We start from the raw sequence: 26549 nt of genomic DNA on the forward strand, positions 1-26549 counted from the left end.
GCGGGGCGCGGTCCGGACTCCGAACTGTCTCAAAATGTGAGATGCCAGTCCACTATTTGATAGAAATTTCCCACCTTTTCGCCTTGACCCAGTGCCGGCTGTCGTTTCCGCAACAATCCGAGCCCTAGACTTTCCCCTATGAGTGACGCCCAGATCGCAACCGAGAACAAGCCTGATATCAAGCCCCGCAGCCGCGTGGTGACCGACGGCATCCACGCGGCTCCCGCGCGCGGCATGTTCCGGGCTGTTGGCATGGGGGATGACGACTTCGCCAAGCCCCAGGTGGGTGTGGCAAGTTCATGGAACGAGATCACCCCCTGCAACCTTTCGCTGAACCGGCTTGCGCAGGGCGCCAAGGAAGGCGTCCACGCCGGCGGCGGCTTCCCCATGCAGTTCGGCACCATCTCCGTCTCGGACGGTATTTCCATGGGCCACGAAGGCATGCACTTCTCCCTGGTCTCCCGCGAGGTCATCGCCGACTCCGTTGAGACCGTCATGCAGGCCGAGCGGATCGACGGTTCCGTCCTGCTGGCGGGCTGTGACAAATCCCTGCCCGGCATGCTCATGGCCGCCGCCCGCCTGGACCTGGCCAGCGTGTTCCTCTACGCCGGCTCCATCATGCCCGGCTGGGTCAAGCTCGAGGACGGCTCCGAAAAGGAAGTCACTCTTATCGACGCCTTCGAAGCCGTTGGCGCGTGCGCGGCCGGCAAGATGAGTATGGAGGACCTCACCCGCATCGAAAAGGCCATCTGCCCCGGCGAAGGCGCCTGCGGCGGCATGTACACGGCCAACACCATGGCCTGCATCGGCGAAGCCCTGGGCATGTCCCTGCCCGGCTCCGCCGCCCCGCCCTCGGCAGACCGCCGTCGTGATGAATTCGCCCGCAAGTCCGGCGAAGCGGTGGTCAACCTGCTGCGCCTGGGCATCACCGCCCGCGACATCATGACCCGGAAGGCCTTCGAGAACGCGATCGCCGTCACCATGGCCTTCGGTGGCTCCACCAACGCCGTCCTGCACCTGCTGGCCATCGCCCGCGAAGCCGAGGTGGAACTGACCCTGGACGACTTCAACCGCATTGGCGACAAGATCCCGCACCTGGGTGACCTCAAGCCGTTCGGCCGCTACGTCATGACCGACGTCGACAGGATCGGCGGCGTGCCCGTGATCATGAAGGCACTGCTCGACGCCGGCCTGCTGCACGGCGACTGCCTCACCGTCACGGGCAAAACCGTTGCGGAGAACCTCGAGGCCATCAACCCGCCGGACGTTGACGGCAAGATCCTGCGCGCGCTGGACAATCCGATCCACAAGACCGGCGGCATCACCATCCTGCATGGCACCATGGCCCCCGAAGGCGCCGTGGTGAAGAGCGCAGGCTTTGACGCCGACGTCTTTGAAGGCACCGCCCGCGTGTTCGAACGCGAGCAGGGCGCCCTGGATGCGCTGGACAACGGCCAGATTCACGCCGGGGACGTCGTGGTGATCCGTTACGAAGGCCCCAAGGGCGGGCCCGGCATGCGCGAAATGCTCGCCATCACCGGCGCCATCAAGGGCGCAGGCCTGGGCAAGGACGTCCTGCTCCTCACGGATGGCCGGTTCTCGGGGGGCACCACCGGCTTGTGCATTGGCCACGTTGCGCCGGAAGCGGTCGACGGCGGCCCCATCGCGTTCGTGAAGGACGGCGACCGCATCCGGGTGGACATCGCCGCCCGCACTTTCGACCTGCTGGTGGACGAGGCGGAACTCGAAGCCCGCAAGGTGGGCTGGGAACCGCTCCCGGCGCGCTACACCAAGGGCGTGCTGGCCAAGTACGCCAAGCTGGTCCACAGCGCGAGCAAGGGCGCCTACACCGGCTGATGCCTGCCCCTTGCGTGCGGCGCTGAGCGCCGCACGCAAGGGGCCCCTCGGCATCAGCCTTATTAAGCCGAGCGCCACGTGCGGTTCGGCCGCGGTCCCGCCAGTAAAGGGATCGATCGATGGGTGGACAATGGAGTCCACATGGTGAGACTCGGGTCACCCTCGTTGACACCCTGTTCACCAGAGGGAAAACTGAACGCATGACTTTCGTTACCAGCTGCGCCGCTGCAGAAGCAGTCGTCGTCCTTACCAAGCGCGTGGCACATTAGCCTCCACTGGTAACGAACCGTCACGCGCGAACCCCTCACAGAGCCACCAGGCTGAGGGGTTTTTTTATTTCCCGCAGTTTCAAACCAGTTCCAGAACCAGAGAAGATCCACAAGGAAGAGTCCGATGAGCAAAGGATCGCCCATCAGCCCCTCGCTGATGGCCACCAAGTCCGCTGGAGCCGCCAAGGCTCCGGAACGCGCCGACCGGACGGCTGACCACGCCGCCGTCGTCGCCGATCTTGCTGCCGTCTCTCCTGTCCTTGGGCCGAACAACGTCGTACCCCCGACGGTGATGACCGGCTCGCAAGCAATCGTCCGCTCGCTCGAAGAACTCGGCGTCGACGATATTTTCGGTTTGCCGGGTGGCGCGATCCTGCCCACCTACGACCCCTTGATGGCCTCCACCATGAACCACGTGCTGGTCCGTCACGAACAGGGAGCCGGCCACGCCGCGCAAGGCTACGCCATGGTCACCGGGCGGGTTGGCGTCTGCATCGCCACTTCCGGCCCCGGGGCCACCAACCTCGTCACCGCCATCATGGATGCCCACATGGACTCCGTACCCCTGGTGGCCATTACCGGCCAGGTATCCAGCGGCGTCATCGGCACCGATGCCTTCCAGGAAGCCGACATCGTGGGCATCACCATGCCCATCACCAAGCACTCCTTCCTGGTTACCGACCCCAACGACATCCCGCACGTCATGGCCGAAGCCTTCCACCTGGCGTCCACCGGCCGTCCCGGCCCTGTGCTGGTTGACGTCGCCAAGGACGCCCAGGTGGGCCAGATGACGTTCTCCTGGCCCCCGAAGATCGACCTTCCCGGCTACCGTCCCGTCACCCGCGGGCACAACAAGCAGGTCCGCGAAGCCGCGAAGCTGATCGCCGCAGCCCGCAAGCCCGTGCTCTACGTGGGCGGCGGTGTGGTTAAGGCCCATGCTTCTGCAGAACTCCTGGCACTCGCCGAAGCCAGCGGTGCCCCCGTTGTGACAACGCTGATGGCCAAGGGTGCCTTCCCTGACTCCCACCCCCAGCACATGGGAATGCCCGGAATGCACGGGACAGTCTCAGCCGTCACGGCCCTGCAGCAGTCCGACCTGCTGATTACGCTCGGCGCCCGCTTCGATGACCGCGTCACCGGCGTGCTGAAGACCTTCGCCCCCAACGCCAAGGTCATCCACGCGGACATCGATCCGGCCGAGATTTCCAAGAACCGCACCGCTGACGTGCCGATCGTGGGATCCGTCAAGGAAATCATCCCTGAACTGACCGAGGCCGTGCGCAGCCAGTTCGAGGCCTCGGGGGCCCCCGACCTGACCACCTGGTGGGCCTTCCTGAACAACCTCAAGGAAACCTACCCGCTGGGCTGGACGGAACCGGACGATGGCCTCATCGCCCCGCAGAAGGTTATCCAGCGGATCGGCGCCCTGACCGGGCCCGAAGGCGTTTACGTGGCCGGGGTGGGCCAGCACCAGATGTGGGCTGCCCAGTTCATCAAGTACGAGCGTCCCCACGCCTGGCTGAACTCCGGCGGAGCCGGCACCATGGGCTACGCCGTCCCGGCGGCCATGGGAGCCAAGGTGGGCGAGCCGGACCGCGTGGTCTGGGCCATCGACGGCGACGGCTGCTTCCAGATGACCAACCAGGAACTGGCCACCTGCGCCATTAACAAGATCCCCATCAAAGTGGCTGTCATCAACAACTCGTCGCTGGGAATGGTGCGGCAGTGGCAGACCCTCTTCTACGAGGGCCGCTACTCCAACACCGACCTCAACACCGGCCATGACACCGTCCGCATCCCGGACTTCGTCAAGCTGGGGGAGGCCTACGGCTGTGCCTCGTTCCGCTGCGAACGCGAAGAGGACATCGACGCCACCATCCAAAAGGCCCTCGAGATCAACGACCGCCCAGTGGTCATCGACTTCGTGGTGAGCCCCAACTCCATGGTGTGGCCGATGGTGCCCGCCGGCGTGAGCAACGACCAGATTCAGGTTGCCCGCAACATGACCCCGGAATGGGAAGAGGAAGACTGAGCATGAGCCGCCACACACTCTCCGTCCTGGTTGAGGACAAGCCCGGCGTCCTGACCCGCGTGGCCAGCCTCTTCGCCCGCCGCGCCTTCAACATCAACTCCCTGGCCGTTGGCCCCACCGAAGTACCGGGCGTGTCCCGGATGACGGTGGTGGTCGACGCCGACGGCGACCTCATCGAGCAGGTCACCAAGCAGCTCAACAAACTGATCAACGTGATCAAGATTGTTGAGCTCACCCCTGAATCTTCCGTACAGCGCGACCACATCCTGGTCAAAGTACGTGCGGATGCCGCAACACGCCTGCAGGTAACCCAGGCCGCAGACCTGTTCCGCGCCTCGGTCGTCGACGTTTCCACCGACTCCGTCGTCATCGAGGCCACCGGCCACCCCGAAAAGCTCACAGCCCTGCTCTCAGTGCTGGAGCCCTTCGGCATCCGCGAAATTGTGCAGTCCGGCACCCTGGCCGTTGGACGGGGATCCCGCTCCATGAGTGACCGGGCGCTCCGCTCCGCCTAGGCACCTGCCCAAGGCGGGACCTGGCGCCCGTAACCGCAGCACCGCAAGACCACTATCTACAACCACTCAAGAGGAGTTACGCAAGTGACTGAAATGTTCTACGACGATGACGCCGACCTGTCGATCATCCAGGGCCGCAAGGTTGCCATTGTTGGCTACGGGTCCCAGGGCCACGCCCACGCGCTCAACCTGCGCGATTCCGGCGTCGAGGTCGTCATCGCCCTGAAGGAAGGCTCCAAGTCAACCGCCAAGGCCGAGGATGCAGGCTTCACGGTTAAGAACGTTGCCGACGCCGCCGAATGGGCCGACGTCATCATGATCCTGGCGCCGGACCAGCACCAGCGCTCGATCTACAATGACTCCATCAAGGACAAGCTGACCCCCGGCAAGGCCCTGGCCTTCGCCCACGGCTTCAACATCCGCTTCGGCTACATCCAGGCTCCGGAGGGCGTTGACGTCATCCTGGTCGCGCCGAAGGCTCCGGGCCACACCGTCCGCCGTGAGTTCGAAGCCGGCCGCGGCATCCCGGACATCATCGCCGTCGAGCAGGACGCGTCCGGCAACGCCTGGGAGCTGGCCAAGTCCTACGCCAAGGCCATCGGCGGCACCCGCGCCGGCGTCATCAAGACCACGTTCACCGAAGAGACCGAAACCGACCTCTTCGGCGAGCAGTCGGTGCTGTGCGGCGGCGTGTCCCAGCTGATCCAGTACGGCTTCGAAACCCTGACCGAGGCCGGCTACCAGCCGCAGATCGCCTACTTCGAGGTGCTGCACGAGCTCAAGCTGATCGTCGACCTCATGTGGGAAGGCGGCATCGCCAAGCAGCGCTGGAGCGTCTCGGACACCGCAGAGTACGGCGACTACGTCTCCGGCCCGCGCGTCATCACCCCCGAGGTGAAGGAAAACATGAAGGCCGTCCTGGCCGACATCCAGTCCGGTGCATTCGCCAAGCGCTTCATCGAGGACCAGGACAACGGCGGCGTTGAGTTCAAGGAACTGCGCGCCAAGGCCGAGCAGCACCCCATCGAGGCTGTTGGCCGTGAACTGCGCTCCCTGTTCTCCTGGCAGCAGCAGGACGTCGACTACGTGGAAGGCTCCGCAGCCCGCTAAGGCTGCCAGCGCAACCGCATAGACCGCAGTGGTGAGGCCGGGTTCACGCTTAACAATGTGAGCCCGGCCTTTCCGTCGGCTTAGACTTGTATCCATCCCCAGGACTGCAACGCAGAGGATCAGCCGTGTCAAAACCCGTAGTACTGCTCGCCGAAGAACTTTCCCCCGCCACCGTCGAGGCCCTTGGCCCGGACTTTGAAATCCGCCAGACCGACGGCGCCGACCGTTCCCAGCTGCTCTCGGCGATCAGTGACGTAGACGCCATCCTGGTCCGCTCCGCCACCCAGGTGGACGCCGAAGCGATCGCCGCGGCCAAGAACCTGAAGGTCATCGCCCGTGCCGGCGTGGGGCTGGACAACGTGGACATCAAGGCCGCCACCCAGGCAGGCGTGATGGTGGTCAATGCGCCCACCTCCAACATCGTGTCCGCCGCCGAACTCACCGTGGGCCACATCCTCAGCCTGGCCCGCCACATCCCGCAGGCCAGCGCCGCCCTCAAGGACGGCGAATGGAAGCGCTCCAAGTACACCGGCATCGAACTGTTCGAAAAGAAGATCGGCATCATCGGCCTGGGCCGCATCGGCGCCCTAGTGGCAGCCCGCCTGAAGGGTTTTGACACCAAGATCCTGGCCTACGATCCCTATATCACCTCGGCCCGTGCCGCGCAGCTGGGCGTGCAGCTGGTCACCCTGGACGAGCTCCTGGCCCAGTCCGACTTCATCACCATCCACATGCCCAAGACCCCCGAGACCGTGGGCATGCTCGGCGCTGACGCGTTCAAGAAGATGAAGAAGACCGCCTACGTGGTGAACGTGGCCCGCGGCGGCCTGGTGGACGAGGAAGCACTCTTCACTGCCCTCCAGGACGGCGAAATCGCCGGCGCCGGCGTCGACGTCTTCGCCAAGGAACCCAGCACCGACCTGCCGTTCTTCAAGCTCGACAACGTCGTGGTGACTCCCCACCTTGGCGCATCAACGGACGAAGCCCAGGAAAAGGCCGGCGTCTCCGTGGCCAGGTCCGTCCGCCTGGCCCTTGCCGGCGAACTGGTTCCGGACGCCGTCAACGTCGCCGGCGGCGTCATTGCCCCCGACGTCCGCCCGGGCATCCCGCTGATCGAGAAGCTGGGCCGGATCTTCACCGCGCTGACCCACGCGTCCCTGACCCAGTTCGACGTCGAGGTGGCCGGCGAAATCTCCTCCCTCGATGTCAAGGTCCTGGAACTGGCCGCGCTGAAGGGCATCTTCGCCGACGTCGTGACCGAGCAGGTGTCCTACGTCAACGCCCCGGTCATCGCCGAGCAGCGGGGCATCAACGTCCGCCTCATCACCACCCCGGAGACCGAGTCCTACCGCAACGTCCTGACCTTGCGCGGCGCCCTCAGCGACGGCAGCCAGATCTCCGTGGCCGGCACCCTGACCGGCCCCAAGCAGATCGAGAAGCTGGTGGGCATCAACGGCTTCGAAGTTGAAATCCCCATCAGCGAGCACCTCGTGGTGGTTGCGTACACCGACCGCCCCGGCGTCATCGGAACAATCGGGCACATCCTGGGCATGAACAACATCAACATCGCCGGCATGCAGGTTGCCCGCTCCAACGAGGGCGGCCACGTCCTTGCCCTGCTGACCATCGACAGCTCTGTTCCCCAGCAGGTACTGGACGCCATCAAGGCCGGTATCGGCGCCGAGATGGTCCGGGAAGTGGACCTGGAAGACTAACGCGGCATACCGGCCGAAACGCCGAAGCCGCTCCTCCGCAAGGGCACGTCCAGGCGGAGCCACGTATGATTGGCCGGTCTGCTTACAATGGCTTGGTCCTGATTCGGGACCGCAGCCGGCAGACCGGCCAATACCTTTTGCACATCCGTCCGTCATTGTCCACGCCTGCCCGGGCGGATGGAGGTGTGCGCACGCAATCCAGGTTTCAGGGAGTTCCATGAACGCCGTCCAGAGGTTCATCAGAAGCAGGGTGCTGCTGTTGACCGCGGCCATCCTGATCGCAGCCATGTGCTTGTCGGTCCTCGTCCAAAGCCAGTCACAGGCTGCGCTCAACCGGACGGTTGATGAGAATTCAAGGGGGCTCTACGACATCCTGGTCCAGGCCAAGGCACCCTCCGGGGCCCTCCTGCAGCCCGAGATCGCCAACGGCGCCGGCGGCATCGGTTTCGACCAGCTGGACTCCATCCGGAAGCTGTCCGGCACATCCGTGGCTGCCCCCATCAGCCTGGTCTCACGCGTCACCCAGAACCTGGAGACACCCCGCCTCGACGCCATGGACTACCTCGGCTACAACGCCGGGCTGGCCGGTACCGCCACCGCGGACCAGGCAGCCGGTGCCACCGCCCCGGATAAGTGGCCCGCCGCTGAATCCGTGCTGACCGATGCTGCGAAGAAGTACCGGCTCACCGCCAGCGCCGTAAGCTCCGACGGCAACTCGGAGCAGACCCTTTTCAAGACCACCGCCGAGGGCACGCTGGGCAAGGCCCGGCTCGTGGAGGAAAAGGCGCAGGGCGGCAACAGCATCCGCATCGCCCCGGCGGCAGGGGAGACCGGCATCAAGTTCCCCGCTCCCGCCGGCGGCTCCGAGCACAACCTGTTCAACCTCTCCGTCTCGTTGCCGCTGGCCCCTGAAGTCACCGAATCCGTGGTGGCGGTGGACCCGGCTGCCGAACGCGCGCTGCTGGGCCAGGCCGGCGACTTCCTGGCCCCGCTGGAAAAGGCACCGCCCGCCGACGCCCGTGACGCAGGTGCCGTGGGACGTTACCTGGAAGGGCTGTTCACCAGCGGCATCAGCATGGACCAGCTCAAGGAGGGGCCGGACTTCCTGGGCGTCAAGCTCAAGTACTGGGCTCCGCTGATGACCCAGTACCAGCAGGCCAAGCGCACCGGCCAGCTGACCAGCGGCTCGCAGGCCGTTCCGCTGATCGTGCGCTCCGGCACATCCCTGGACCTGAAGTACAACGTCAAGATCGAAGAAATTGACGACGCCGGCAAGGTCGTCAAGGACGTCGGCACCGTTTCGAAGTCCCTGGGCAAGGATTACCTCCCCTTCGTTTCCAAGGACCCCTTTGTTTTGTCCTGGCCCGGTTCCACGGACCACTCGTCCCTGCTGGGCAGCAACGGCAACTTCAACCCTGGCCTGTACACCCCGGCCAAGTGGAGCACAGCGTTCGCCGGCGCCCCCAAGTACACGGACGGCGACACCGCGGCCAACGGCGCCGTGGACAAGACCGCCGTGCCCGGCGAGTGGGTTACCGTGAACCGCCTGCCGGAAAAGGCCGCCAACGGCGCGCCCGTTGACCAGACCCAGCGCAACCCGGTGGACGAGCGGTCCTACCGGGACAACCTGTCCACCGGCCAGCAGCAGGCTGCGACGCCGCTGCCCATGGTCTATGGCACGTTCGACCCCGCCGTGGTGGAGGCCGCCTCCGGAGATGTCAACAAGCTCCCGCTGGGCGGCTACGACCCCACGCCGTTCACCTTGGTCAAGGACGCCGCCGGCAAGGATGTTCCCGCGGCAGAACTTAAGCCTTCGCTGAGCGCCACCGGGCTGGCCAGCCAGTCCGCCGGTGCCATTACCGACTACTACGGACTCGCGGCCGCGCGGGGCTACAAGCAAAACGCAGCCGTCATCGATGCCGTCCGCGTCCGCGCCAAGGCTCCGGGAAGCTGGAAGGACGCCCAGCCCGAGGTGGAGAAGCTCGCTTCCGACATCCGCAACATGGGCCTGGACGCCACGGTAGTGGCCGGTTCGGCCCGCGAGGACACCAGCATCTTCGTTCCCGGCTACTCGAAGGACGGCGCCGGCAAGGAGTCGGCGCTGGGCACGGTCCAGCAGTCCTGGGTCCGGCAGAACGCTGCCGGGGCCGTCGCCGGAGCACTGTCCGGAACCAATGTCACCCTGCTCTTCCTGACGCTGTGCGGAGCGGCACTCCTGACCGGGGCTTCGACAGTGAGCTACATCCGGAAACGCCGCAGCGAGGCCGGCACCCTCCGCGCCATGGGCTGGACCCAGCGGCGGATCCGCAACTGGGTGCTGGAGGAATTCGGTGTCGGGGCAGTGCTGCTTGCCGCCGCCGGCATCGTGCTGAGCCTGCTGAGCTGGAACCTTGCCACCGCACTGGTCTGCGTCGCCGTCCTGGTCCTGTACTGCGGCGCAGCCCTGTTCGCCGCGCAGCAGCTCCGCCACCGCGATGAGATTGACCAGGAGCCGCAGCATGACGAACGGCTCATCGCGGTCGATTCCCCGCTCACCTTCGCCAACCGGCAGCTGAGCACCAACAAGTTCAATACGCTGTCCCTGGCTGTCGCGGTCGGCGTCTTCGGTGCCGCCGCAGGCGGGCTCATCGCCCTGCTCATCGACATTCCGCGCGCAGCAGGTGCCAGTGCCCTCAGCGGTTTGGCTGCGGCCAGCGTGACCCTGCCGAGCATCCTGCTGGCGCTTGCCGGAGTGGCCGTGGGACTGGTGCTTACCCTGGTGACGGGCCGCTTTGAGCTCAGCGCCAAGCGGCAGTACCTGGCCATCCTCCAGGCGATGGGCTGGAACCCTGACATGCTCCGCCAGGTCCGGTTGTTTGAAAACGCGCTGGTGGGAACCGTGGCCCTGCCGCTGGGCGTGCTGGGCGCCCTGGGCGTCGGCCTGCTGCTGGCCCCCTACGCCGCCATCTGGGCCGCCGTCGCCGGTCTGCTGGCTGTACTTTGCTGGATACCGATTGCAACGAAAGTGGTCCGATGACAAACCCGACGAACGTCCAGCGCAGCCGCAGGAGCGGCTCCAACGAGGTCCCGCTGCAGACCCGGGCCAACACCATCGTCAAGTCGGCCGACCACGCCACCCCGCTGGAGATGCGCGACATCACCATCCGCTACGGCGGTGGAAAAGGCGGCGCCGAGGCCGTGAGCGTGGTGGAAGGCTTCGACCTGACCCTGCACGCGGGCGAGATGCACTGCGTCGCCGGCCGAAGCGGCTCCGGCAAGACCAGTATCCTGACCGTCGGCGCCGGGCTCACCCTGCCGACGTCGGGCCGCGTCTTCTGGGAAGGTGATTCCCTCGAAAGCATGGGCGACGACGAAATCGCCGACCGCCGTCGCGCGCTGATCGGTTACGTCGACCAGGGCGGCGCCCTGATTGACGGCATGAGCGCGCTCGAGAACGTGCTGTTGCCCGCCGTTCCCGACGGCGAAGTGGACCAGCGGCGCGACATGGCGAAGGACCTCCTGGACCTGGTGGGCCTGGGCCGCCGCATGCGGCACCGTCCCGCCCAGCTGTCCGGCGGTGAACGGCAGCGCGTGGCCATCGCGCGTGCACTCATCCTGGGCACCCGGGTCCTGGTGGTGGATGAGCCCACCGCCAGCCTGGACCGCGCCTCCGCGAACCGCATCATCAGCATCCTGAAGGACACCACCTCGGACGGCATTGCCGTGCTCGTTGCCTCGCACGACCACGAGCTGGTCCGGTTGAGCGATACCCTGACAGAACTGATCTAGCCCGCCCACTCCGCACCGAAGGTAACCGTCCGAACGTGACTGCTCCAGAGAAAACGCCGTTCTACATCACCACGGCCATCACCTACCCCAACGGCGTGCCGCACATCGGCCACGCCTACGAGTACATAGCCACCGACGCCATGGCACGCTTCAAGCGCCTGGACGGCTACGACGTGATGTTCCTGACCGGCACGGACGAGCACGGCATGAAGATTGCCCAGACCGCCGAAAAAGAGGGCATTACGCCCAAGGAGCTGGTGGACCGCAACGCCGAGGTCTATATGGCCGCCCACGCCGCACTGGGCATCAGCTATGACCGCTTCATCCGGACCACGGACGAGGACCACTACGCTGCCTCGCAGGCCATCTGGAAGAAGATGGAAGCGAACGGTGATATCTACCTCTCCAAGTACGAGGGCTGGTACTCCGTCCGTGACGAAGCCTTCTACGGCGAGGACGACACCGTGGTCAAGGACGACGGCGTGCGCTACTCGAAAGAGACGGACACCGAGGTCACCTGGACGGCGGAGGAGAGCTACTTCTTCCGGCTGTCCGCCTACCAGGACAAGCTGCTGGCACTCTATGAGGCGCAGCCCGAGTTCGGCGCGCCGCAGTACCGGTTCAACGAGGTGATCTCCTTCGTCAAGCGCGGGCTGGAGGACTTGTCCATCAGCAGGACCACGTTCGACTGGGGCGTTCCGGTTCCGGCGAACGACAAGCACGTCATGTACGTGTGGGTGGACGCGCTGACCAACTACCTCACAGGGGTGGGCTACCCGGACACCGACTCGGAGATGTTCCGGAAGTACTGGCCCGCGGACGTGCACATCATCGGCAAGGACATTTCCCGGTTCCACGCCATCTTCTGGCCGGCGTTCCTGATGAGCGCGGGGCTGGAGCTGCCCAAGCGGGTGATGATCCACGGGTTCCTGCACAACAACGGCGTCAAGATGTCCAAGTCGCTGGGCAACGTGGTGGCCCCCGCCGACTTCGTAGCGCAGTACGGCCTTGACCAGGTGCGGTTCTTCTTCCTGCGCGAGGTACCGTTCGGCGCCGACGGCAGCTACAACCACGAGGCCATCGTGGGCCGGATGAACTCTGACCTGGCCAACAACTTCGGCAACCTGGCCCAGCGCTCCCTGTCCATGGTGGCCAAGAACTGCGGCGCGGCCGTGCCCGCCCCGGGGGATTTCACGGCCGAAGACACCGCCATCCTGACGCAGGCGAATCATTTGCTCGAGGCCGCCCGCGCCGCCTTCGACAAACAGGAATTCAGCCGTGCCCTGGAAGCAATGTGGCATGTCCTGGGGGACACCAATGCCTACTTCGCCGAGCAGGCACCCTGGGTCCTGCGGAAGACCGACGTCGAACGCATGAACACCGTGCTGTACGTGACCCTGGAAGTGCTGAGGATCGTGGCGCTCCTGGCGCAGCCCGTCATGCCGAACGCCACGGCCAAGCTCCTGGACGCCCTGGGGCTGCCGGAGGGCGGCGCCCGCCAGTTCACTGCGATCGCCACCCCGATCGTTCCAGGTACCGAACTGCCCGCACCCACGCCCGTGTTCCCCAAATTCGAGGAACCGGCGGAGTAATCTCCCCGTGGGACTGCCGACGGATGCGCTCGTGTCCAAAAGCTGAGACGGCTTGACCAGCATGTGGATGTCTTGGCTAGGCTGAAAACATGAGCGCATCCTCCATCGATCTTGCAGTTATTCCCGGCGACGGCATCGGCCCCGAGGTCATTGCCGAGGCCCTCAAAGTCCTGGAAAAGGCTGTCGCGGCGGAGGGCGTGGAGCTCAAGCCGACGCACTACGAACTCGGGGCCGAGCACTGGCTTCGCACGGGGGAGACGCTGCCGGACGAAGTCCTGGCGGACCTGAAGACGCGCGACGCCATCCTCTTCGGCGCAGTGGGCGCCGCGCCGGGCGACACCCGCATCCCGTCCGGAATCATCGAGCGTGAGCTGCTCCTCAAGCTCCGCTTCAGCCTGGACCACTACGTTAACCTGCGGCCCTCGCGGCTCTACGGAACTGTCGGCAGCCCGCTGGCCAACCCCGGCACCATCGACTTCATTGTGGTGCGCGAAGGAACCGAAGGCCCCTACGTCGGCAATGGCGGTACCCTGCGCGCAGGGACCCCGCACGAGGTAGCCACCGAGGTCTCCCTGAACACCGCCCACGGCGTGGCCCGCGTGGTCCGTGACGCCTTCCGCCGCGCGAGCCTCCGTGAGCGCAAGCACGTCACCCTGGTGCACAAGCACAATGTCCTGGTCTTCGCGGGGCACCTGTGGAAGCGGACCGTTGAAGCCGTTGCCCAGGAGTTCCCGGAGGTTACCCACGATTACCTGCACGTGGATGCCGCCACCATCTTCATGGTCACCAACCCGTCGCGCTTCGACGTGATCGTCACTGACAACCTGTTCGGTGACATCATCACCGACCTCGCCGCGGCCATCACCGGCGGCATCGGCCTGGCCGCATCCGGCAACATCAACATGGACCGCACCGCGCCGTCCATGTTCGAGCCCGTCCACGGTTCCGCGCCGGACATCGCAGGCCAGGGCAAGGCAGATCCCACCGCGGCCATCCTCTCCGCGGCCCTCCTGCTGGACCACCTGGGCTACGCGCAAGCTGCCCGCAGGATCGAAGCGGCAGTGGTTGCCGACGTCGAAAAGCGCGATGGAACCGCACGCAGCACCAGCGCCGTGGGCGATGCCATCGCCGCAGGTCTGTAGCCCGCGCCGGGGCCTCCGGCATCGGGCGTAAGCTTGTCTCGAATCACCAAATGCCGCCTCGCCGTTCAGCGCTGAACCCCGGGGCGGCCGATCGTGGAGGAACCATGACCCAGACCGCCCATGGCGTCGAATTCACCCGGCAGCCCTCGGCCAACCCGAAGTCTGCCGAAGAGCGTGCAGCCGTCCTGGCGAACCCGGGATTCGGCAACTACTTCACCGACCACACCGCCATCGTCGACTACAGCGTGGACGCGGACGGCAACGGCGGCTGGCACGATCCCCGGATCGAACCCTACGGTCCGATCGTCCTCGATCCCTCCGCAGCGGTCTTCCACTACGGCCAGGAGATCTTCGAAGGGCTCAAGGCGTACCGGCATGCCGACGGATCCATCTGGACCTTCCGGCCCGAGGCGAACGCTGCACGCCTGAACAAGTCCGCCCGCAGGCTGGCCCTGCCGGAACTTCCCGCGGAGTACTTCCTGGGCGCCATCCGCGAACTGGTGGCCGTGGACAAGGAATGGGTTCCCTCCGGCGACGGCGAGGCCCTGTACCTGCGGCCCTTCATGATCGCCACCGAGGCCTTCCTCGGCGTCCGGGCCGCCCGTGAGGTGTCCTTCCGGGTGATCGCCTCGCCCGCCGGCAACTACTTCGGCGGCGAACTCAAGCCGGTGTCCATCTGGATCTCGCGGCAGTATGCGCGTGCCGGCCGCGGCGGCACCGGTGACGCAAAGTGCGGCGGCAACTACGCCGCCTCGCTGATCGCCCAGCAGGAGGCCGAGGCCAACGGCTGCAAGCAGGTCCTCTTCCTGGACCAGGCCAACGACAATGCCGTGGAAGAACTGGGCGGCATGAACGTCTTCTTCGTCATGAAGGACGGCTCGCTCGCCACGCCGGCGCTGACCGGAACCATCCTGGAAGGCGTCACCCGGATGTCCGTGATCCAGGTGGCCAAGGACATGGGCCGCGAGGTGGCCGAGCGCAAGATCACCCTCGACGAATGGCGCGACGGCGTTGCCGCCGGCGACATCACCGAGGTGTTCGCCTGCGGCACCGCAGCCGTGATCACTCCGATTGGGGTGCTGAAGGACGCCACCGAGTTCATCGGCTCGGAGGACGCCAAGGCGGGGGAGACCACCATGGCCATCCGGGAAAAGCTCCTGGGCATCCAGACCGGCGCGGAGCCGGACACCCACGGCTGGCTGACCCGCCTGGCGTAGTCCATCCACTTTCCGGACGTACGACGGCGCCTGCCGGACTTTGGTCCGTGCGGGCCCCGTTCTGCGTTCCCGCCGGCAGCTTTTCCTGGGCTTGTTCGCAGAACGCGACCTTCAAGGGTTGGCTTTGCGAACAAGCCTGGGACGGACGCGTGCCGGATCTCCAACAGGCCGCCGGCGGTCCGGGCTGGGGAGGGGCGGCCCGGGATGCAAGGATGGGTCAGTGACCTCAGTAACCGGCCTGCGGCGCAGTTCCGCACTGACCCAGTTCATCCTGGCCCCCAACCCCGGCCCCATGAGCCTGGACGGGACCAACTCGTACCTCCTGCGTGCCCCGGGCCATTCCGCCGTGGTGATTGTGGACCCCGGCCCCAATGACGAAGCGCATCTGGCTGCGCTGGCCGGAGCCGGCGCCGTCGAACTGGTTCTGGTGACCCACCGGCACGCGGACCACACGGCGGGTTCTGCCCGCCTGTACCAACTCACGGGTGCACCGGTCCGGGCCGCCGATTCCAGCCACTGCCACGGCGGCGGGGAACCGCTGGGCAACGGGGAAGTCATCCAGGCGGCAGGGCTGGACATCACAGTGCTGGCCACACCCGGCCACACCTCGGATTCCGTCTGCTTCCACCTGCCGGCGGACGGGCCATCCGGTTCCGTGCTGACGGGGGATACGGTCCTTGGCCGTGGCACCACCGTCCTGGACTATCCGGACGGCACCCTGGGTGACTACCTTGCGTCCCTGGACCGCCTCGAAGCGCTGGGTCCCGCAATTGTCCTGCCGGCGCACGGCCCGGTGCTGCCGTCCCTTGAAGCCATCGCCCGAGACTACCGGAGCCACCGGGAAGAACGGCTGGCCCAGATCCGCGCGGCGCTCCACCGGCTGGGCCGGGACGCATCCGTGGGGGAGGTGGCTGACGCCGTCTATTCCAACGTCGGACCTTCCGTCCGGCGTGCGGCCGAACTGTCCGTGGCCGCGCAGCTTTCCTACCTGCGCGGCGGCGGTATCGAGGGGCAGGCGACGCCGGCGGGACGGTAGGGTAGGAGCCATGCGTATTGCCAGGTTTGTAGTCGATTCCGATCCCCTGTACGGCGTTGTGGAAGGTGATCCGGGCAGTGAGGAAATCACTGTCATCCACGGCGACCCCTTCTTCAACGGCGTGGAGCGCACCACTGTGCGCCACAAGCTGGAGGACGTCCGGCTGCTGGCGCCGATCATCCCGCGGAGCAAGGTGATCGGCGTGGGCCGGAACTTCGTGGAGCACGCCCATGAGCTCGGCAACGAGGTCCCCGCCCAGCCGCTGCTGTTCCTGAAGCCCAACACCGCCGTCGTGGGTCCCAACGACCCCGTGGTGCTGCCGGAATTCTCGGAAGAGGTCTCCTTCGAAGCTGAACTGTGCGTGGTAATCGGCCGTATCTGCAAGGACGTGCCGGAAGACCGTGTGGACGATGTCATCTTCGGTTACACCTGCGGCAACGACCTCACCGCCCGCGATGTCCAGAAAACGGACCTGCAGTGGACCCGTGCCAAGGGCTTTGACACCTCCGCGCCGCTGGGGCCCTGGATCGAGACGGACCTGGATACGGAGGACCTGCAGATCCAGGGCAGGCTCAACGGTGAGGTGCGCCAGGACGGCAGCACCAGCCAGATGATCCGCGGCGTGCGCGAACTGGTGTCCGTGGTGTCGCAGGCGTTTACCCTGCTGCCGGGCGATGTGATCATGACCGGCACGCCCGCCGGCGTGGGGCTGGTCAAGGAGGGTGACCGTTTCGAGGTGGAAATCGAGGGCATCGGCCGGCTGTCCAACCCCATCGTCCGCCGCTAGGCCTGTCCGCTGGGCGGAAGGCCGGACCCGGCCAGGCGGGTAAAGTTGAAGCCACTATGACTATCGCTTCTTCGTCACCTGCCGCCGCTATCCCGCCCGTTACCGCCGAGACGCCCGTCCGGGTCCGTTTCTGCCCCTCACCCACGGGTACCCCGCACGTTGGACTGATCCGCACAGCGCTGTTCAACTGGGCCTACGCGCGCCACACCAAAGGCACGCTGGTCTTCCGGATCGAGGACACGGATGCGGCGCGGGACAGCGAGGAAAGCTACCACCAGCTGCTGGACGCACTGAAGTGGCTGGGCATCGACTGGGACGAGGGCGTGGAAGTCGGTGGCCCGCACGAGCCGTACCGGCAGTCCCAGCGCGGCGACATCTACCAGGACGTCATCAAGCGTCTGCATGACGGCGGGTTCATCTACGAGTCCTTCTCCACCCCGGAGGAGATCGAGGCACGCCACCGTGCCGCCGGCCGGGACCCGAAGCTTGGCTACGACGGCTTTGACCGGCACCTGACAGAGGAGCAGTTGGCACAGTACCGGGCAGAGGGCCGGCAGGCTGTCCTTCGCCTGCGCATGCCGGACGAGGACATCACGTTCACCGACCTGGTCCGCGGCGACATCACGTTCAAAGCCGGGTCCGTCCCCGACTTCGCGGTGGTGCGGGCCAACGGCGCACCGCTGTACACCCTGGTCAACCCCGTGGACGACGCGCTGATGGGCATCACCCACGTGCTGCGCGGCGAGGACCTGCTGAGCTCCACCCCGCGCCAGATCGCGCTCTACCGGGCGCTGTATGCCATCGGCGTTGCCGAGTACATGCCGGAGTTCGGCCACCTGCCCTACGTCATGGGCCAGGGCAACAAGAAGCTTTCCAAGCGGGACCCCGAGTCCAGCCTTTTCCTCCACCGCGAGCGGGGCTTCATCCCTGAAGGGCTGCTCAACTACCTGTCCCTGCTGGGCTGGTCCCTCAGCGCGGACGAGGACATCTTCACCGTGGAGCAGCTCGTGGAGCACTTCGATATCCATGACGTCCTGGGCAACCCGGCCCGCTTCGACCTGAAGAAGGCCGAGGCCATCAACGGCACGCACGTCCGGATGCTCGAGCCCAAGGTGTTCCGCGACCGGGTGGTGCACTACCTGCGCGAAGCCGGCCTGGTGGGGGAGATCCTGACCGACCGCGAAGAGGAGATCCTCACCGAAGCGGCGCCCCTGGTCCAGGAGCGCATCACGCTGCTGGGCGAGGCGCCTGAGATGCTGGCGTTCCTGTTCAAGGCCGACGACGCCATTGACATCGCCGACGACGCGCGCAAGGGCCTTCCCGCCAACCTTCCCGAGGTGCTCGATACCGCCATCGCCGCGCTGGAACCGGTGGCCGACTGGTCGGCAGAAAACATCCAGGCTGCCCTCAAGCAGGCCCTGGTGGAGGACATGGGGATCAAGCCGCGGCTGGCCTTCGGGCCCGTGCGCACGGCTGTGTCCGGCCGGCGCGTTTCGCCGCCGCTGTTCGAGTCCATGGTCATCCTGGGCAAGGAGTCGTCGCTCAGCCGGCTCCGGGCCTTCCGCGGCTGATGACCACTGCCAGCGAGGCGGCACGCGCCGGCGTGCTGAACACACCGTTCGGTATTGTCCGCGGCGTCCTGTTCGACATCGACGACACCCTGGTGGACCTCGAATATTCCATGACCACTGCCCTGCGCGAGGTCAGCGAACACCTCCTGCCCGGCCTGGACCAGGCCGGGTGGGAGCGGTTCGGGCGCATCTTCACCCACGAAACCACGCATTACTACGACCGCTACCTGGCCGGAGAGCTGACGTTCAACGAACAACGCCTGCTCCGGGGGCGGGCAGCCTTGGGGCACTTCGGGGTTGAGCTGGCAGACGGCGAGGAATCGCACCACTGGCTCACGGCCTACATGGAGAAGCAGCCCGCCTACGTGAAGCCGTTCCCCGATGTGCTGCCCCTCCTGGATGTCCTGGACAGTGCCGGCGTCCCCTACGGTGCGGTCAGCAACAACGTCCATGACTACCAGCGGGCCAAGCTCGACACCGCCGGCCTGGAACGGGTGACCCACCTGGTGGGTACGGACACCCTTGGCGTGGCCAAGCCGGATCCCGCAATGTACCTCGAAGGGGTCCGGCTCCTTGGTACTGCCCCCGGCGAAACGCTCTATGTGGGTGACAACCGGCTGCTGGACGCGGAAGGCTCGACGGCGGCCGGCCTGCTGGGTGTCTGGCTCAACCGTATGGGTGAGGTTGTGGAGGGCTTCGAGGGCAGCATGGTGGCGTCCCTTGAGGAACTGCTGAAATAACCGGCCCGCCGGAACCGCCGCCCTGTTTGAAGGGCGGCGGTTCCGGCGTTTTTTGCTTCTGCTGTCAGGCGGCCCGCAGTCCCGAGGCACGCCGGCGGAGGAGCAGGTAGGCTGCGACGGCGGCAGCCACCAGCAGTGCGACCAGCACCAGCGCGATTGCAGGGTTGTCCAGCCACGACGACGGCGACACGCCGGCCACCTTCGTGTGCAGTTCCTGCGTACCCGCAGCGATTCTTGCGTTGCCGTCCGCCAGCTTGCCGGCGCCATCGGCGAGTTCGCCCGAACCGTCGTCCAGCTTGCCGTTGCCTTCGGCCAGCTGTCCCGTTCCTTCGGCGAGGCGGGCGGACCCCGATTCCAGTTGGCCCGTTCCACTGCTGAGCTTGACGGTGCCGTCGGAGAGGGCTTCCGTCCCCGCGAGCAGGCCCGGGCTTGCCGGGTCGCCGCTGCCGTTGATTCCCGCGCTGAGCCTGGTGGTTCCGTCCTGGAGGTTGTTGGCTGCATAAATCAGGCCCGGATGGTCGGGGTCGCCCGGCACTCCGTCCATTCCCACCCGGATTTTCGCGGTGCCCTCGGCCAGCATCGACGTACCCAGCACCACGCCGGGGTTCTGCGGGTCCGTCGCATTGAGCTTTTCCGCCAAGGTGGCGAAGCCTGCCTTCAGCCGTCCCGCGCCGTCGTTCAATGCGCTGGCTCCCGCGTTCAGCTGGCCGGTTCCGGCCTTCACCTGCCCGGCGCCTTCGTTCAGGGCCGCGGCGCCGTCGTTCAGTTTCGCTGCACCGGCATCAAGCTGCGCCGCGCCGGCATAGGCCCTCCGGCCGCCGTCGGCCAGTTTGGCAATCTGGTCCTTGATCACCGCAAGGGGCACCAGGCCCTGGGGCCCGTTCGCGGCCGCCTCAAGCTGGTCCAGTCCCTGGCTGAGCGCGGCGAGCCCGTCACCCTTGGCGGGATCATTGCCGGCGCCCGGGTAACCCTTAAGCTGCCCTGCTCCTGCTGCAAGCTGGCCCGTGCCGTTCTTCAATGCCGCAGTCCCGGCGCTGAGGCTGGTGGCGCCGGCGTCCAGCTGCCCGGCCCCGGCAGCGAGCTGGCCCGTGCCCTTTGCGAGCTGACCCGCGCCGTCAGCGAGATTGTCCGTTGCGTTTCCGGAAGCCGTTGGGGTGAGGGCGGCGGAAAGAGCGACGGCGCCGGCCTGAAGCTTCCGTGCGCCGTCGTCCACCTGGTAGACGCCCGGGACGAGTTTGTTCAGGACGTCATCCTGCAGCTTGGTGGTACCGGCGTGCAGCTTGTCCACTCCCGGTGCCAACTGGTCCCGGACTCCCGAGAAGATTTTGCCGGCACCAGACTGCAGGGCCACCGCCCCGGCATTCAGTTCGCTGCTGCCGTCCTTGACCTTGGCTGAGCCGTCCTTCACCTGCATGGCGCCCTTGTTGGCGGCGCCGGCACCCTCCGCCAGCCGGCCCGACCCGTCCTTGAGCTGGTTGGCTCCCGCGGCGGCTTGCTCCGCTCCGTCTATCAGCTGGGCCGCCCCGTTGGAGATCTTGCCCGTGAGGTAGGTGTAGAAGGCAAGAAAAAGAGCCAGCAGCAGGGACAGGGCAATGATTGCGATGGACTGGGACCGGGGTTTGGGCCTGGTTGCGGCGATGGTTTCTGTGCGGGTTGTCAACGCTGACACTTCCTAACTTTCCGCCGGACGACGCTGCCCGGTGGTGTATACCGTTGGTTGGTAAGGGTTCCCGTTTCCTCGTGGGTGCCCGGTCAACAGGGCGGGGCGTTGTTACCGATGGGTAACTTACTCGAGGGTAACCACACGACTCATGGGCGGGCAAGGGTTTGAGGGAATCCGTCCACGCAGCGGCGGCTCCGCGCCCCCTGTGGCGCCGATTTGTGCCAGCCGAAAGTCTCGGGTAAAGTAATTTCTCGTGCTGAGGCGCACGGAGCAGGGAAAACACCCTGAAAACCGGCCCCAAAGTATCATTGGGATATGGTGTAATTGGCAACACTACGGTTTCTGGTACCGTCATTCTAGGTTCGAGTCCTGGTATCCCAGCTCTGTTTTGACGGCTGGTTTCAGCTGAAATGCAGTAGGTTTCCACTCGGTTCGCCGATTTGAAACCACAGCAAAGTGTGTGAAATACTCACTGAGCTTGAGCAGCGGAGACGCTGCCGGAAGTGCACGGCCCCATCGTATAGCGGCCTAGTACGCTGCCCTCTCACGGCGGTAACGCGGGTTCGAATCCCGCTGGGGTCACCATCGGAATGGTCCCGGGCAACAGCCCGGGACCATTTTTGTTTGCCCTTGAAACGCACCATCACCTCCTGCAGGACGTCCGGTAAGTCGTGGTGGGGACTCCCGGGCTGCCACCGACGCGCCGTGTCAGCCCCGGAACAGTACTCAGCTGGCATGATGTTGCTGTGACCTCCCCCAACGAGCACGGCCGCCCCGCCCAGCCCTTACCGCACGCCATGGCGGCAGTAACGCTGCTGGAGGAGATCCGCGGCGGCCTGGACGAGGTCATGCTGCCGCTCGCCCTGCCGTCGGCAGAGCAGGCACGCCGTGAAACGTCGGCCGCAAGAGCGCAGCTGGACGACTACATCCTCCCGCGGTACCGCAGCCTTGACGCCCCCTTGCTCGCCGTCGTCGGCGGTTCCACGGGCGCCGGCAAATCCACCCTGGTGAACGGGCTCGTGGGGCACCCCGTCACGCGTGCCGGTGCCATCCGGCCCACAACCCGCCAGCCCATCCTGCTGCACAACCCAGCCGAGGCAACCTGGTTTGAAGGGCAGCGGGTGCTGCCCGGGTTGAGCCGGATCCGCGGGACCCTCGCCGGCAGCCCCGCGCCGGCCGCTGCCATGCCGGAGCCGCGGGAGGTCTCGTCGCTGGTGCTGCTGGCCGATCCCGCGGTACCCGCGGGCATCGCCCTCCTGGACGCCCCGGACGTTGACTCCATTTCCGACCAGAACCGCGTCCTCGCCGGGCAACTGCTGGCCGCGGCTGACTTGTGGGTGTTTGTCACCACAGCCAACCGGTACGCGGACGCCGTGCCCTGGAAGCTCCTCCTGGACGCCGCAGGGCGCGACATCACGGTGGCCGTCGTGCTGGACCGCGTGCCGGGCGGGTGCCGAGGCGGAGGTGAGTCAGGACCTCCGGGGCCTGCTCAACCGCGAGGGGCTCGCCGGGAGCCGGCTGTTCATCATCGCCGAAACCGTCCTGGACGAGCACGGCATGCTGCCGCCGGGCACGGTCAATGAGCTGCGGGACTGGCTCGGTTCCCTGGCCGCTGATGCTGCCGGCCGGGCCGACGTCGCGCGACGGACCCTGAACGGGACCGTCCGCGCCTTGGCCCACCGGATCCCGGAGATCGCTGCTGCAGTCCGTGAGCAGGAGCTGGCAGCCGTGCGGCTCGAGGCTGACGCCGTGGCGGCCTACGGGGACGCAGTCACACGGATCCTCGAGGCGACCCGTGACGGAGCACTCCTGCGTGGCGAAGTGTTGGCCCGGTGGCAGGACTTTGTGGGCACCGGCGAATTCTTCCGCGCACTCGAGCAGAACGTGGGCCGCTTCAGGGACCGGCTCGGGGCTTTCTTCCGCGGTGAACCGGCTCCGGCTGTGCGGGTTGAAGCGGCCATAGAGACCGGTCTGCAGGCCGTCATTGTCGACGAGGCAGCCAACGCCGCGGAGGACACCGACCAGCGGTGGCGGTCGGATCCTGCGGGACGGCAGTTGCTGGGTACGGACGACCTGTCCGGGGCGACGCCAGGGTTTGCCGAACGGGCAGCAGCGGAAATCCGGGCCTGGCAGGAAGCCTTGATGGAGCTGATCAGTACGGAAGGCCAGGGAAAGCGGACCCAGGCCCGGTGGCTGTCCTTCGGCATCAACGGCCTCGGTGCGGCGCTGATGATTGTGGTGTTCTCGACGACGGCGGGCCTGACCGGACTGGAGATCGGTGTGGCAGGTGGTACCGCCGTCGTGGGCCAGCGCCTGCTGGAAGCAGTGTTCGGCGAGGACGCCGTGCGGCGCATGGCCGACAAAGCGCGGGAAGACCTGGCCGTGCGCTGCCGGGAACTGCTGGTGGAGGAACAGCAGAAGTTCCTGCAGCGGCTGCCGGAAGGGAATCCTGCCCTTGCGCAACGGCTTGCTGCGCAGGCCGAAGAGTTGACCCGGCTGGCGGAGAAGGCGTGAGCCGGCACAGCGGGGCGCGGCAGTCTTCCCGGCTGGATGGCCGGCTGCAGGCGCTCGAGGATGCCCGGGAACTGGGGGAGGGCGTCCTGCCGGAGCAGGCGCTGCAGGAAGCGTTCGATGTCATGGAGCGCGCAAGTTCCCGCCGTTCATTGTCCGGTGATCACACGGTGGTGGGGTTCTTCGGGGCGACGGGCAGCGGCAAGTCCTCCCTCTTCAACGCGGTCAGTGGCGCGGAGATCGCGACGGCGGCCGCCCGCCGTCCGACAACATCCGAACCACTCGCGGGTGTTTGGGGAGCAGCTGGCAGCGAAGCCCTCCTCGACTGGCTGGAGGTGGGAAACCGGCATCACGCCGCGCCGGTGGACGGCTTCGCCGATGAACAGACCGGACTGATCCTGCTGGATCTGCCTGACTTCGACTCCACCCATGCCGCCAACCGTGAAGTCGTGCAGCGGATGGTGGGCATGGTGGACGTCCTGGTGTGGGTGCTTGACCCGCAAAAATATGCCGATGCGGCGGTCCACAACGGATTCCTGGCACCGCTCGCGTCCCACGGGGCCGTCACGCTTGTGGTCCTGAACCAGGTGGACCGGCTGCCGGAACGCGATGTGCAGCCGGTGCTCGACTCGCTGCACGCGATCCTCGCCGGTGAAGGACTGGGGCAGGTGCGGGTACTCGCTTCATCTGCAGTGACAGGGGCAGGGATAGGGGAAGTACGCGCGGCGATCCGGAAAGCGGCTGTCCAGCGCCAGGCCCAGTCCCGGCGGCTGGAGGCGGATGTCACCAAGGCGGCGGAGGACCTGTGGCGTGCGTCCGGGGACGGCGAGGCTGCAGGGGTGCGTTCTGCCGCCAGGACGCGGTTGGCGGACGAACTCGCTGTGGCAGCAAACGTTCCTGCCGTGGTGCGTGCCGTTGGCCAGTCCTACCGGCTGGAGTCGGTGCGGCGTACCGGGTGGCCCGTGACCCGCTGGCTTTCCAGGTTCCGGGTGGATCCCCTGAGACGCCTCAATCTCCGCAGCAATTCTCCGGCCGGGTTGAACAGGACCTCGCTGCCGCCCGCGGGGGCGCCGGAGCGGGCCCGGACGGACGCTGCTGTGAGGGAATTCGCAGACACGGCCAGCGCCGGGGCGCCGGGCCCGTGGCGGGCGGCGATCCGGGGGGCCGCCAGGGCAGGCCGGGACCGCCTGCCCGATGCGCTGGACCAGGCCATCGCCGGAACGGACCTCGGAGCGAACCGCAAGGCGTGGTGGTGGGCTGCGTTCAACGTGGTGCAGTGGCTGGCGCTGCTGACAGTGCTGGGCGGGCTGGGGTGGCTCGGCGTGCTGGCGGGCCTGGGTTACCTCCAGCTGCCCGTTCCGGAGGTGCCTCGCACGGAGGGCTGGCCCGTGCCCACCCTGATGATTGTCTTCGGCGTGGTGCTGGGGATCTTCCTTGCCGTCACCGGCCGCTTCATCGCCGCGGGGGCCGCCAGGGCACGGGCTGCAAGGGCACGACGGCGGCTCAACGGTGCCGTTGCTGCGGCAGCCCAGGAGTTGGTGGTGGAACCAGTTGAAAAGGAGATTGCCAGGCTGGCAGCCTTCAACAAGGCACTGAAGAAAGCAGGGCAGGGATAGGATCTGCTGGTTAGCCTGCGGAGAGGGCGGCCGCGGCGTCACGGACCTTGAGCAGGGTACGCAGGTTGCGCGTGGTGGTGGCAGCCTTGAACTTCGTCTTCGCACTGATCTTGCTGAAGGGGCTCGCCAGGGTTCCGCCCGCGGGGGCCAGCCAGGCAAGCGCCTCCGGGCCCAGCCGCTTTTGTTCCTGGTCCTCCAGGGCCGACCCGGCCGCCTCCAGTTCATCGAGGACGGCGGCGTCCGAGGAGATGGTGATGTAGGTGTGGGTGGACTTGTCGTCGTCCGGATAGGGGCAGGCGTCCACCAGCTGGGCCACCCTCACGGCGTCCAGGACCACTACCCACGCTTCATACCCGAAGGCGGCACGGAGGCACTTTTCGCACTCCTGCTTGACGGCGGCCGCGTCCAGGCTGCTGGAGAGCACGACGTTTCCGCTGGCCAGCAGGGTCTTTGCGTCCGGGAAACCGCAGGTCTTCAGGGCGTCCCGAAGGTCCGCCATCCGGATATTGATCCCGCCAACATTGATGCCCCGGAGGAACACTGCATAGCCGCCCATGGGCACAGCCTAGCGGCCGGAGCCCCCGCGGGACCGGAAGGGACTAGTCGTTGTTCTTGCGCAGGGCCTCGGTCAGGATGCGCCCCGCGTTGCAGACCACTTCGGCATGCAGGCGCCCGGGCTGGCGGGTCAGCCGCTCGATGGGGCCGGATATGGAGACGGCGGCAATCACCCTGCCGGACGGTCCCCGCACCGGTGCCGACACGGAGGCGACCCCCGGCTCGCGCTCGCCCAGGCTCTGTCCCCAGCCCCGCCGTCGTACTCCTGCCAGGACGGTGGGCGTGAAGCGGGCCGACTGCAGGCCCTCAAGGAGCCGGTCGTGGTCCTCCCAGGCGAGCAGCACCTGGGCGGCGGAGCCGGCCTTCATGGAAAGCTGCGTGCCGACGGGGATGGTGTCGCGCAGGCCGATGGGACGCTCGGCGGACGCGACGCACACGCGCCAGTCACCCTGCCGGCGGAAGATCTGTGCGCTTTCCCCGGTCGCGTCGCGCAACTGCATGAGCACGGGGCCGGCGGAGGCGATCAGGCGGTCCTCGCCGGCGGCTGAGGCAAGCTCAACGAGCCTGCTGCCGAGCACGAAGCGGCCCTGGATGTCGCGGCTGACCAGGCGGTGGTGGACCAGTGCCAAAGCGAGGCGGTGGACGGTGGGCCGGGCAAGTCCGGTGGCGGCTACGAGCTGCGCCAGCGTGGTGGGGCCGGCTTCAAGGGCATCAAGCACCTGGGCTGCTTTATCAATGACACCGACTCCACTAGAATTGTCCATGTAATGATATTGCCGTCTCAATATCTGAGATGCAAATCTTTCGGCTGGCGCAGTGCGGAGCCGTCCTGATTCAGTTGGACTAATCAGCC

Annotated in this window: 18 protein-coding genes, 2 tRNA genes and 1 pseudogene; 18 read left to right on the forward strand and 3 right to left on the reverse strand. The window is 66.6% G+C overall.

The window, feature by feature from the left end:
* Window positions 1-138 precede the first annotated feature (138 nt).
* The 14 genes from ilvD to QFZ57_RS13010 all read left to right on the forward strand — a co-directional run bounded on the left by ilvD (window position 139) and on the right by QFZ57_RS13010 (window position 19351).
* Window positions 139-1857: a dihydroxy-acid dehydratase gene (ilvD, locus tag QFZ57_RS12945; RefSeq protein ID WP_306900546.1), complete on the forward strand. Its 1719-nt coding sequence runs from the start codon at window positions 139-141 to the stop codon at window positions 1855-1857.
* Between the two features lie 393 nt (window positions 1858-2250).
* Window positions 2251-4158, forward strand: a complete 1908-nt coding sequence (locus QFZ57_RS12950) for an acetolactate synthase large subunit (RefSeq protein WP_306630801.1) — start codon at window positions 2251-2253, stop codon at window positions 4156-4158.
* Window positions 4159-4160: 2 nt separating this feature from the next.
* On the forward strand, window positions 4161-4673 hold the full coding sequence (gene ilvN / locus QFZ57_RS12955) for an acetolactate synthase small subunit (protein ID WP_018768340.1): 513 nt from the start codon (window positions 4161-4163) through the stop codon (window positions 4671-4673).
* Between the two features lie 84 nt (window positions 4674-4757).
* On the forward strand, window positions 4758-5783 hold the full coding sequence (gene ilvC / locus QFZ57_RS12960; RefSeq protein WP_306630802.1) for a ketol-acid reductoisomerase: 1026 nt from the start codon (window positions 4758-4760) through the stop codon (window positions 5781-5783).
* Between the two features lie 125 nt (window positions 5784-5908).
* On the forward strand, window positions 5909-7498 hold the full coding sequence (gene serA, locus QFZ57_RS12965) for a phosphoglycerate dehydrogenase (protein WP_306630803.1): 1590 nt from the start codon (window positions 5909-5911) through the stop codon (window positions 7496-7498).
* A 217-nt stretch (window positions 7499-7715) separates the two neighbouring features.
* The gene (locus QFZ57_RS12970) at window positions 7716-10514 is read left to right on the forward strand and encodes an ABC transporter permease (RefSeq protein ID WP_306630804.1); all 2799 of its coding nucleotides are present in this window, start codon (window positions 7716-7718) and stop codon (window positions 10512-10514) included.
* A complete protein-coding gene (locus tag QFZ57_RS12975) occupies window positions 10511-11266 on the forward strand; it encodes an ABC transporter ATP-binding protein (protein ID WP_141160114.1) in 756 nt (251 codons plus the stop codon). Before QFZ57_RS12970 ends, QFZ57_RS12975 begins: the two co-directional genes overlap by 4 nt.
* Window positions 11267-11301: 35 nt before the next feature.
* Window positions 11302-12858 carry a methionine--tRNA ligase gene (gene metG, locus QFZ57_RS12980; protein ID WP_306900547.1) on the forward strand — a complete coding sequence of 519 codons (1557 nt, stop codon included), beginning with the start codon at window positions 11302-11304 and terminating at the stop codon, window positions 12856-12858.
* 89 nt (window positions 12859-12947) lie between these two features.
* Window positions 12948-14000: a 3-isopropylmalate dehydrogenase gene (locus QFZ57_RS12985; RefSeq protein WP_306630806.1), complete on the forward strand. Its 1053-nt coding sequence runs from the start codon at window positions 12948-12950 to the stop codon at window positions 13998-14000.
* Window positions 14001-14104: 104 nt separating this feature from the next.
* The gene (locus QFZ57_RS12990; RefSeq protein WP_306630807.1) at window positions 14105-15217 is read left to right on the forward strand and encodes a branched-chain amino acid aminotransferase; all 1113 of its coding nucleotides are present in this window, start codon (window positions 14105-14107) and stop codon (window positions 15215-15217) included.
* Window positions 15218-15437: 220 nt separating this feature from the next.
* Window positions 15438-16253 (forward strand): MBL fold metallo-hydrolase, encoded by an 816-nt coding sequence (locus QFZ57_RS12995; protein ID WP_306900548.1) that lies wholly within the window; start codon window positions 15438-15440, stop codon window positions 16251-16253.
* Window positions 16254-16263: 10 nt separating this feature from the next.
* A complete protein-coding gene (locus tag QFZ57_RS13000; RefSeq protein WP_306630809.1) occupies window positions 16264-17040 on the forward strand; it encodes a fumarylacetoacetate hydrolase family protein in 777 nt (258 codons plus the stop codon).
* A 56-nt stretch (window positions 17041-17096) separates the two neighbouring features.
* Window positions 17097-18611 (forward strand): glutamate--tRNA ligase, encoded by a 1515-nt coding sequence (gene gltX / locus QFZ57_RS13005; RefSeq protein WP_306900549.1) that lies wholly within the window; start codon window positions 17097-17099, stop codon window positions 18609-18611.
* Window positions 18611-19351: an HAD family hydrolase gene (locus QFZ57_RS13010; protein WP_306900550.1), complete on the forward strand. Its 741-nt coding sequence runs from the start codon at window positions 18611-18613 to the stop codon at window positions 19349-19351. The genes gltX and QFZ57_RS13010 overlap by 1 nt, the downstream gene beginning before the upstream one ends.
* Before the next feature lie 64 nt (window positions 19352-19415).
* Here the strand turns inward: QFZ57_RS13010 and QFZ57_RS13015 are convergent, their stop codons facing one another.
* Window positions 19416-21011 carry a hypothetical protein gene (locus tag QFZ57_RS13015; RefSeq protein WP_306900551.1) on the reverse strand — a complete coding sequence of 532 codons (1596 nt, stop codon included), beginning with the start codon at window positions 21009-21011 and terminating at the stop codon, window positions 19416-19418.
* Window positions 21012-21323: 312 nt separating this feature from the next.
* On the opposite strand from QFZ57_RS13015, the gene QFZ57_RS13020 reads away from it, so the two are divergent.
* From QFZ57_RS13020 to QFZ57_RS13035, 4 genes and pseudogenes are all read left to right on the forward strand, one after another.
* Window positions 21324-21395, forward strand: a tRNA-Gln gene (locus QFZ57_RS13020).
* Window positions 21396-21523: 128 nt separating this feature from the next.
* A tRNA-Glu gene (locus QFZ57_RS13025) sits at window positions 21524-21599 on the forward strand.
* Between the two features lie 161 nt (window positions 21600-21760).
* Window positions 21761-23528, forward strand: a pseudogene (locus QFZ57_RS13030) (dynamin family protein).
* Window positions 23525-25141 (forward strand): GTPase, encoded by a 1617-nt coding sequence (locus QFZ57_RS13035; protein ID WP_306900552.1) that lies wholly within the window; start codon window positions 23525-23527, stop codon window positions 25139-25141. The pseudogene QFZ57_RS13030 and the gene QFZ57_RS13035 overlap by 4 nt, the downstream one beginning before the upstream one ends.
* 10 nt (window positions 25142-25151) lie before the next feature.
* Here the strand turns inward: QFZ57_RS13035 and QFZ57_RS13040 are convergent, their stop codons facing one another.
* Both QFZ57_RS13040 and QFZ57_RS13045 read right to left on the reverse strand, forming a co-directional pair.
* On the reverse strand, window positions 25152-25697 hold the full coding sequence (locus QFZ57_RS13040) for a DUF1697 domain-containing protein (protein ID WP_306900553.1): 546 nt from the start codon (window positions 25695-25697) through the stop codon (window positions 25152-25154).
* A 43-nt stretch (window positions 25698-25740) separates the two neighbouring features.
* Window positions 25741-26460 (reverse strand): IclR family transcriptional regulator, encoded by a 720-nt coding sequence (locus tag QFZ57_RS13045; RefSeq protein WP_009356552.1) that lies wholly within the window; start codon window positions 26458-26460, stop codon window positions 25741-25743.
* Between the last annotated feature and the right edge of the window lie 89 nt (window positions 26461-26549).

It is taken from the genome of Arthrobacter sp. B1I2 (assembly GCF_030816485.1).
GTDB lineage: Bacteria > Actinomycetota > Actinomycetes > Actinomycetales > Micrococcaceae > Arthrobacter.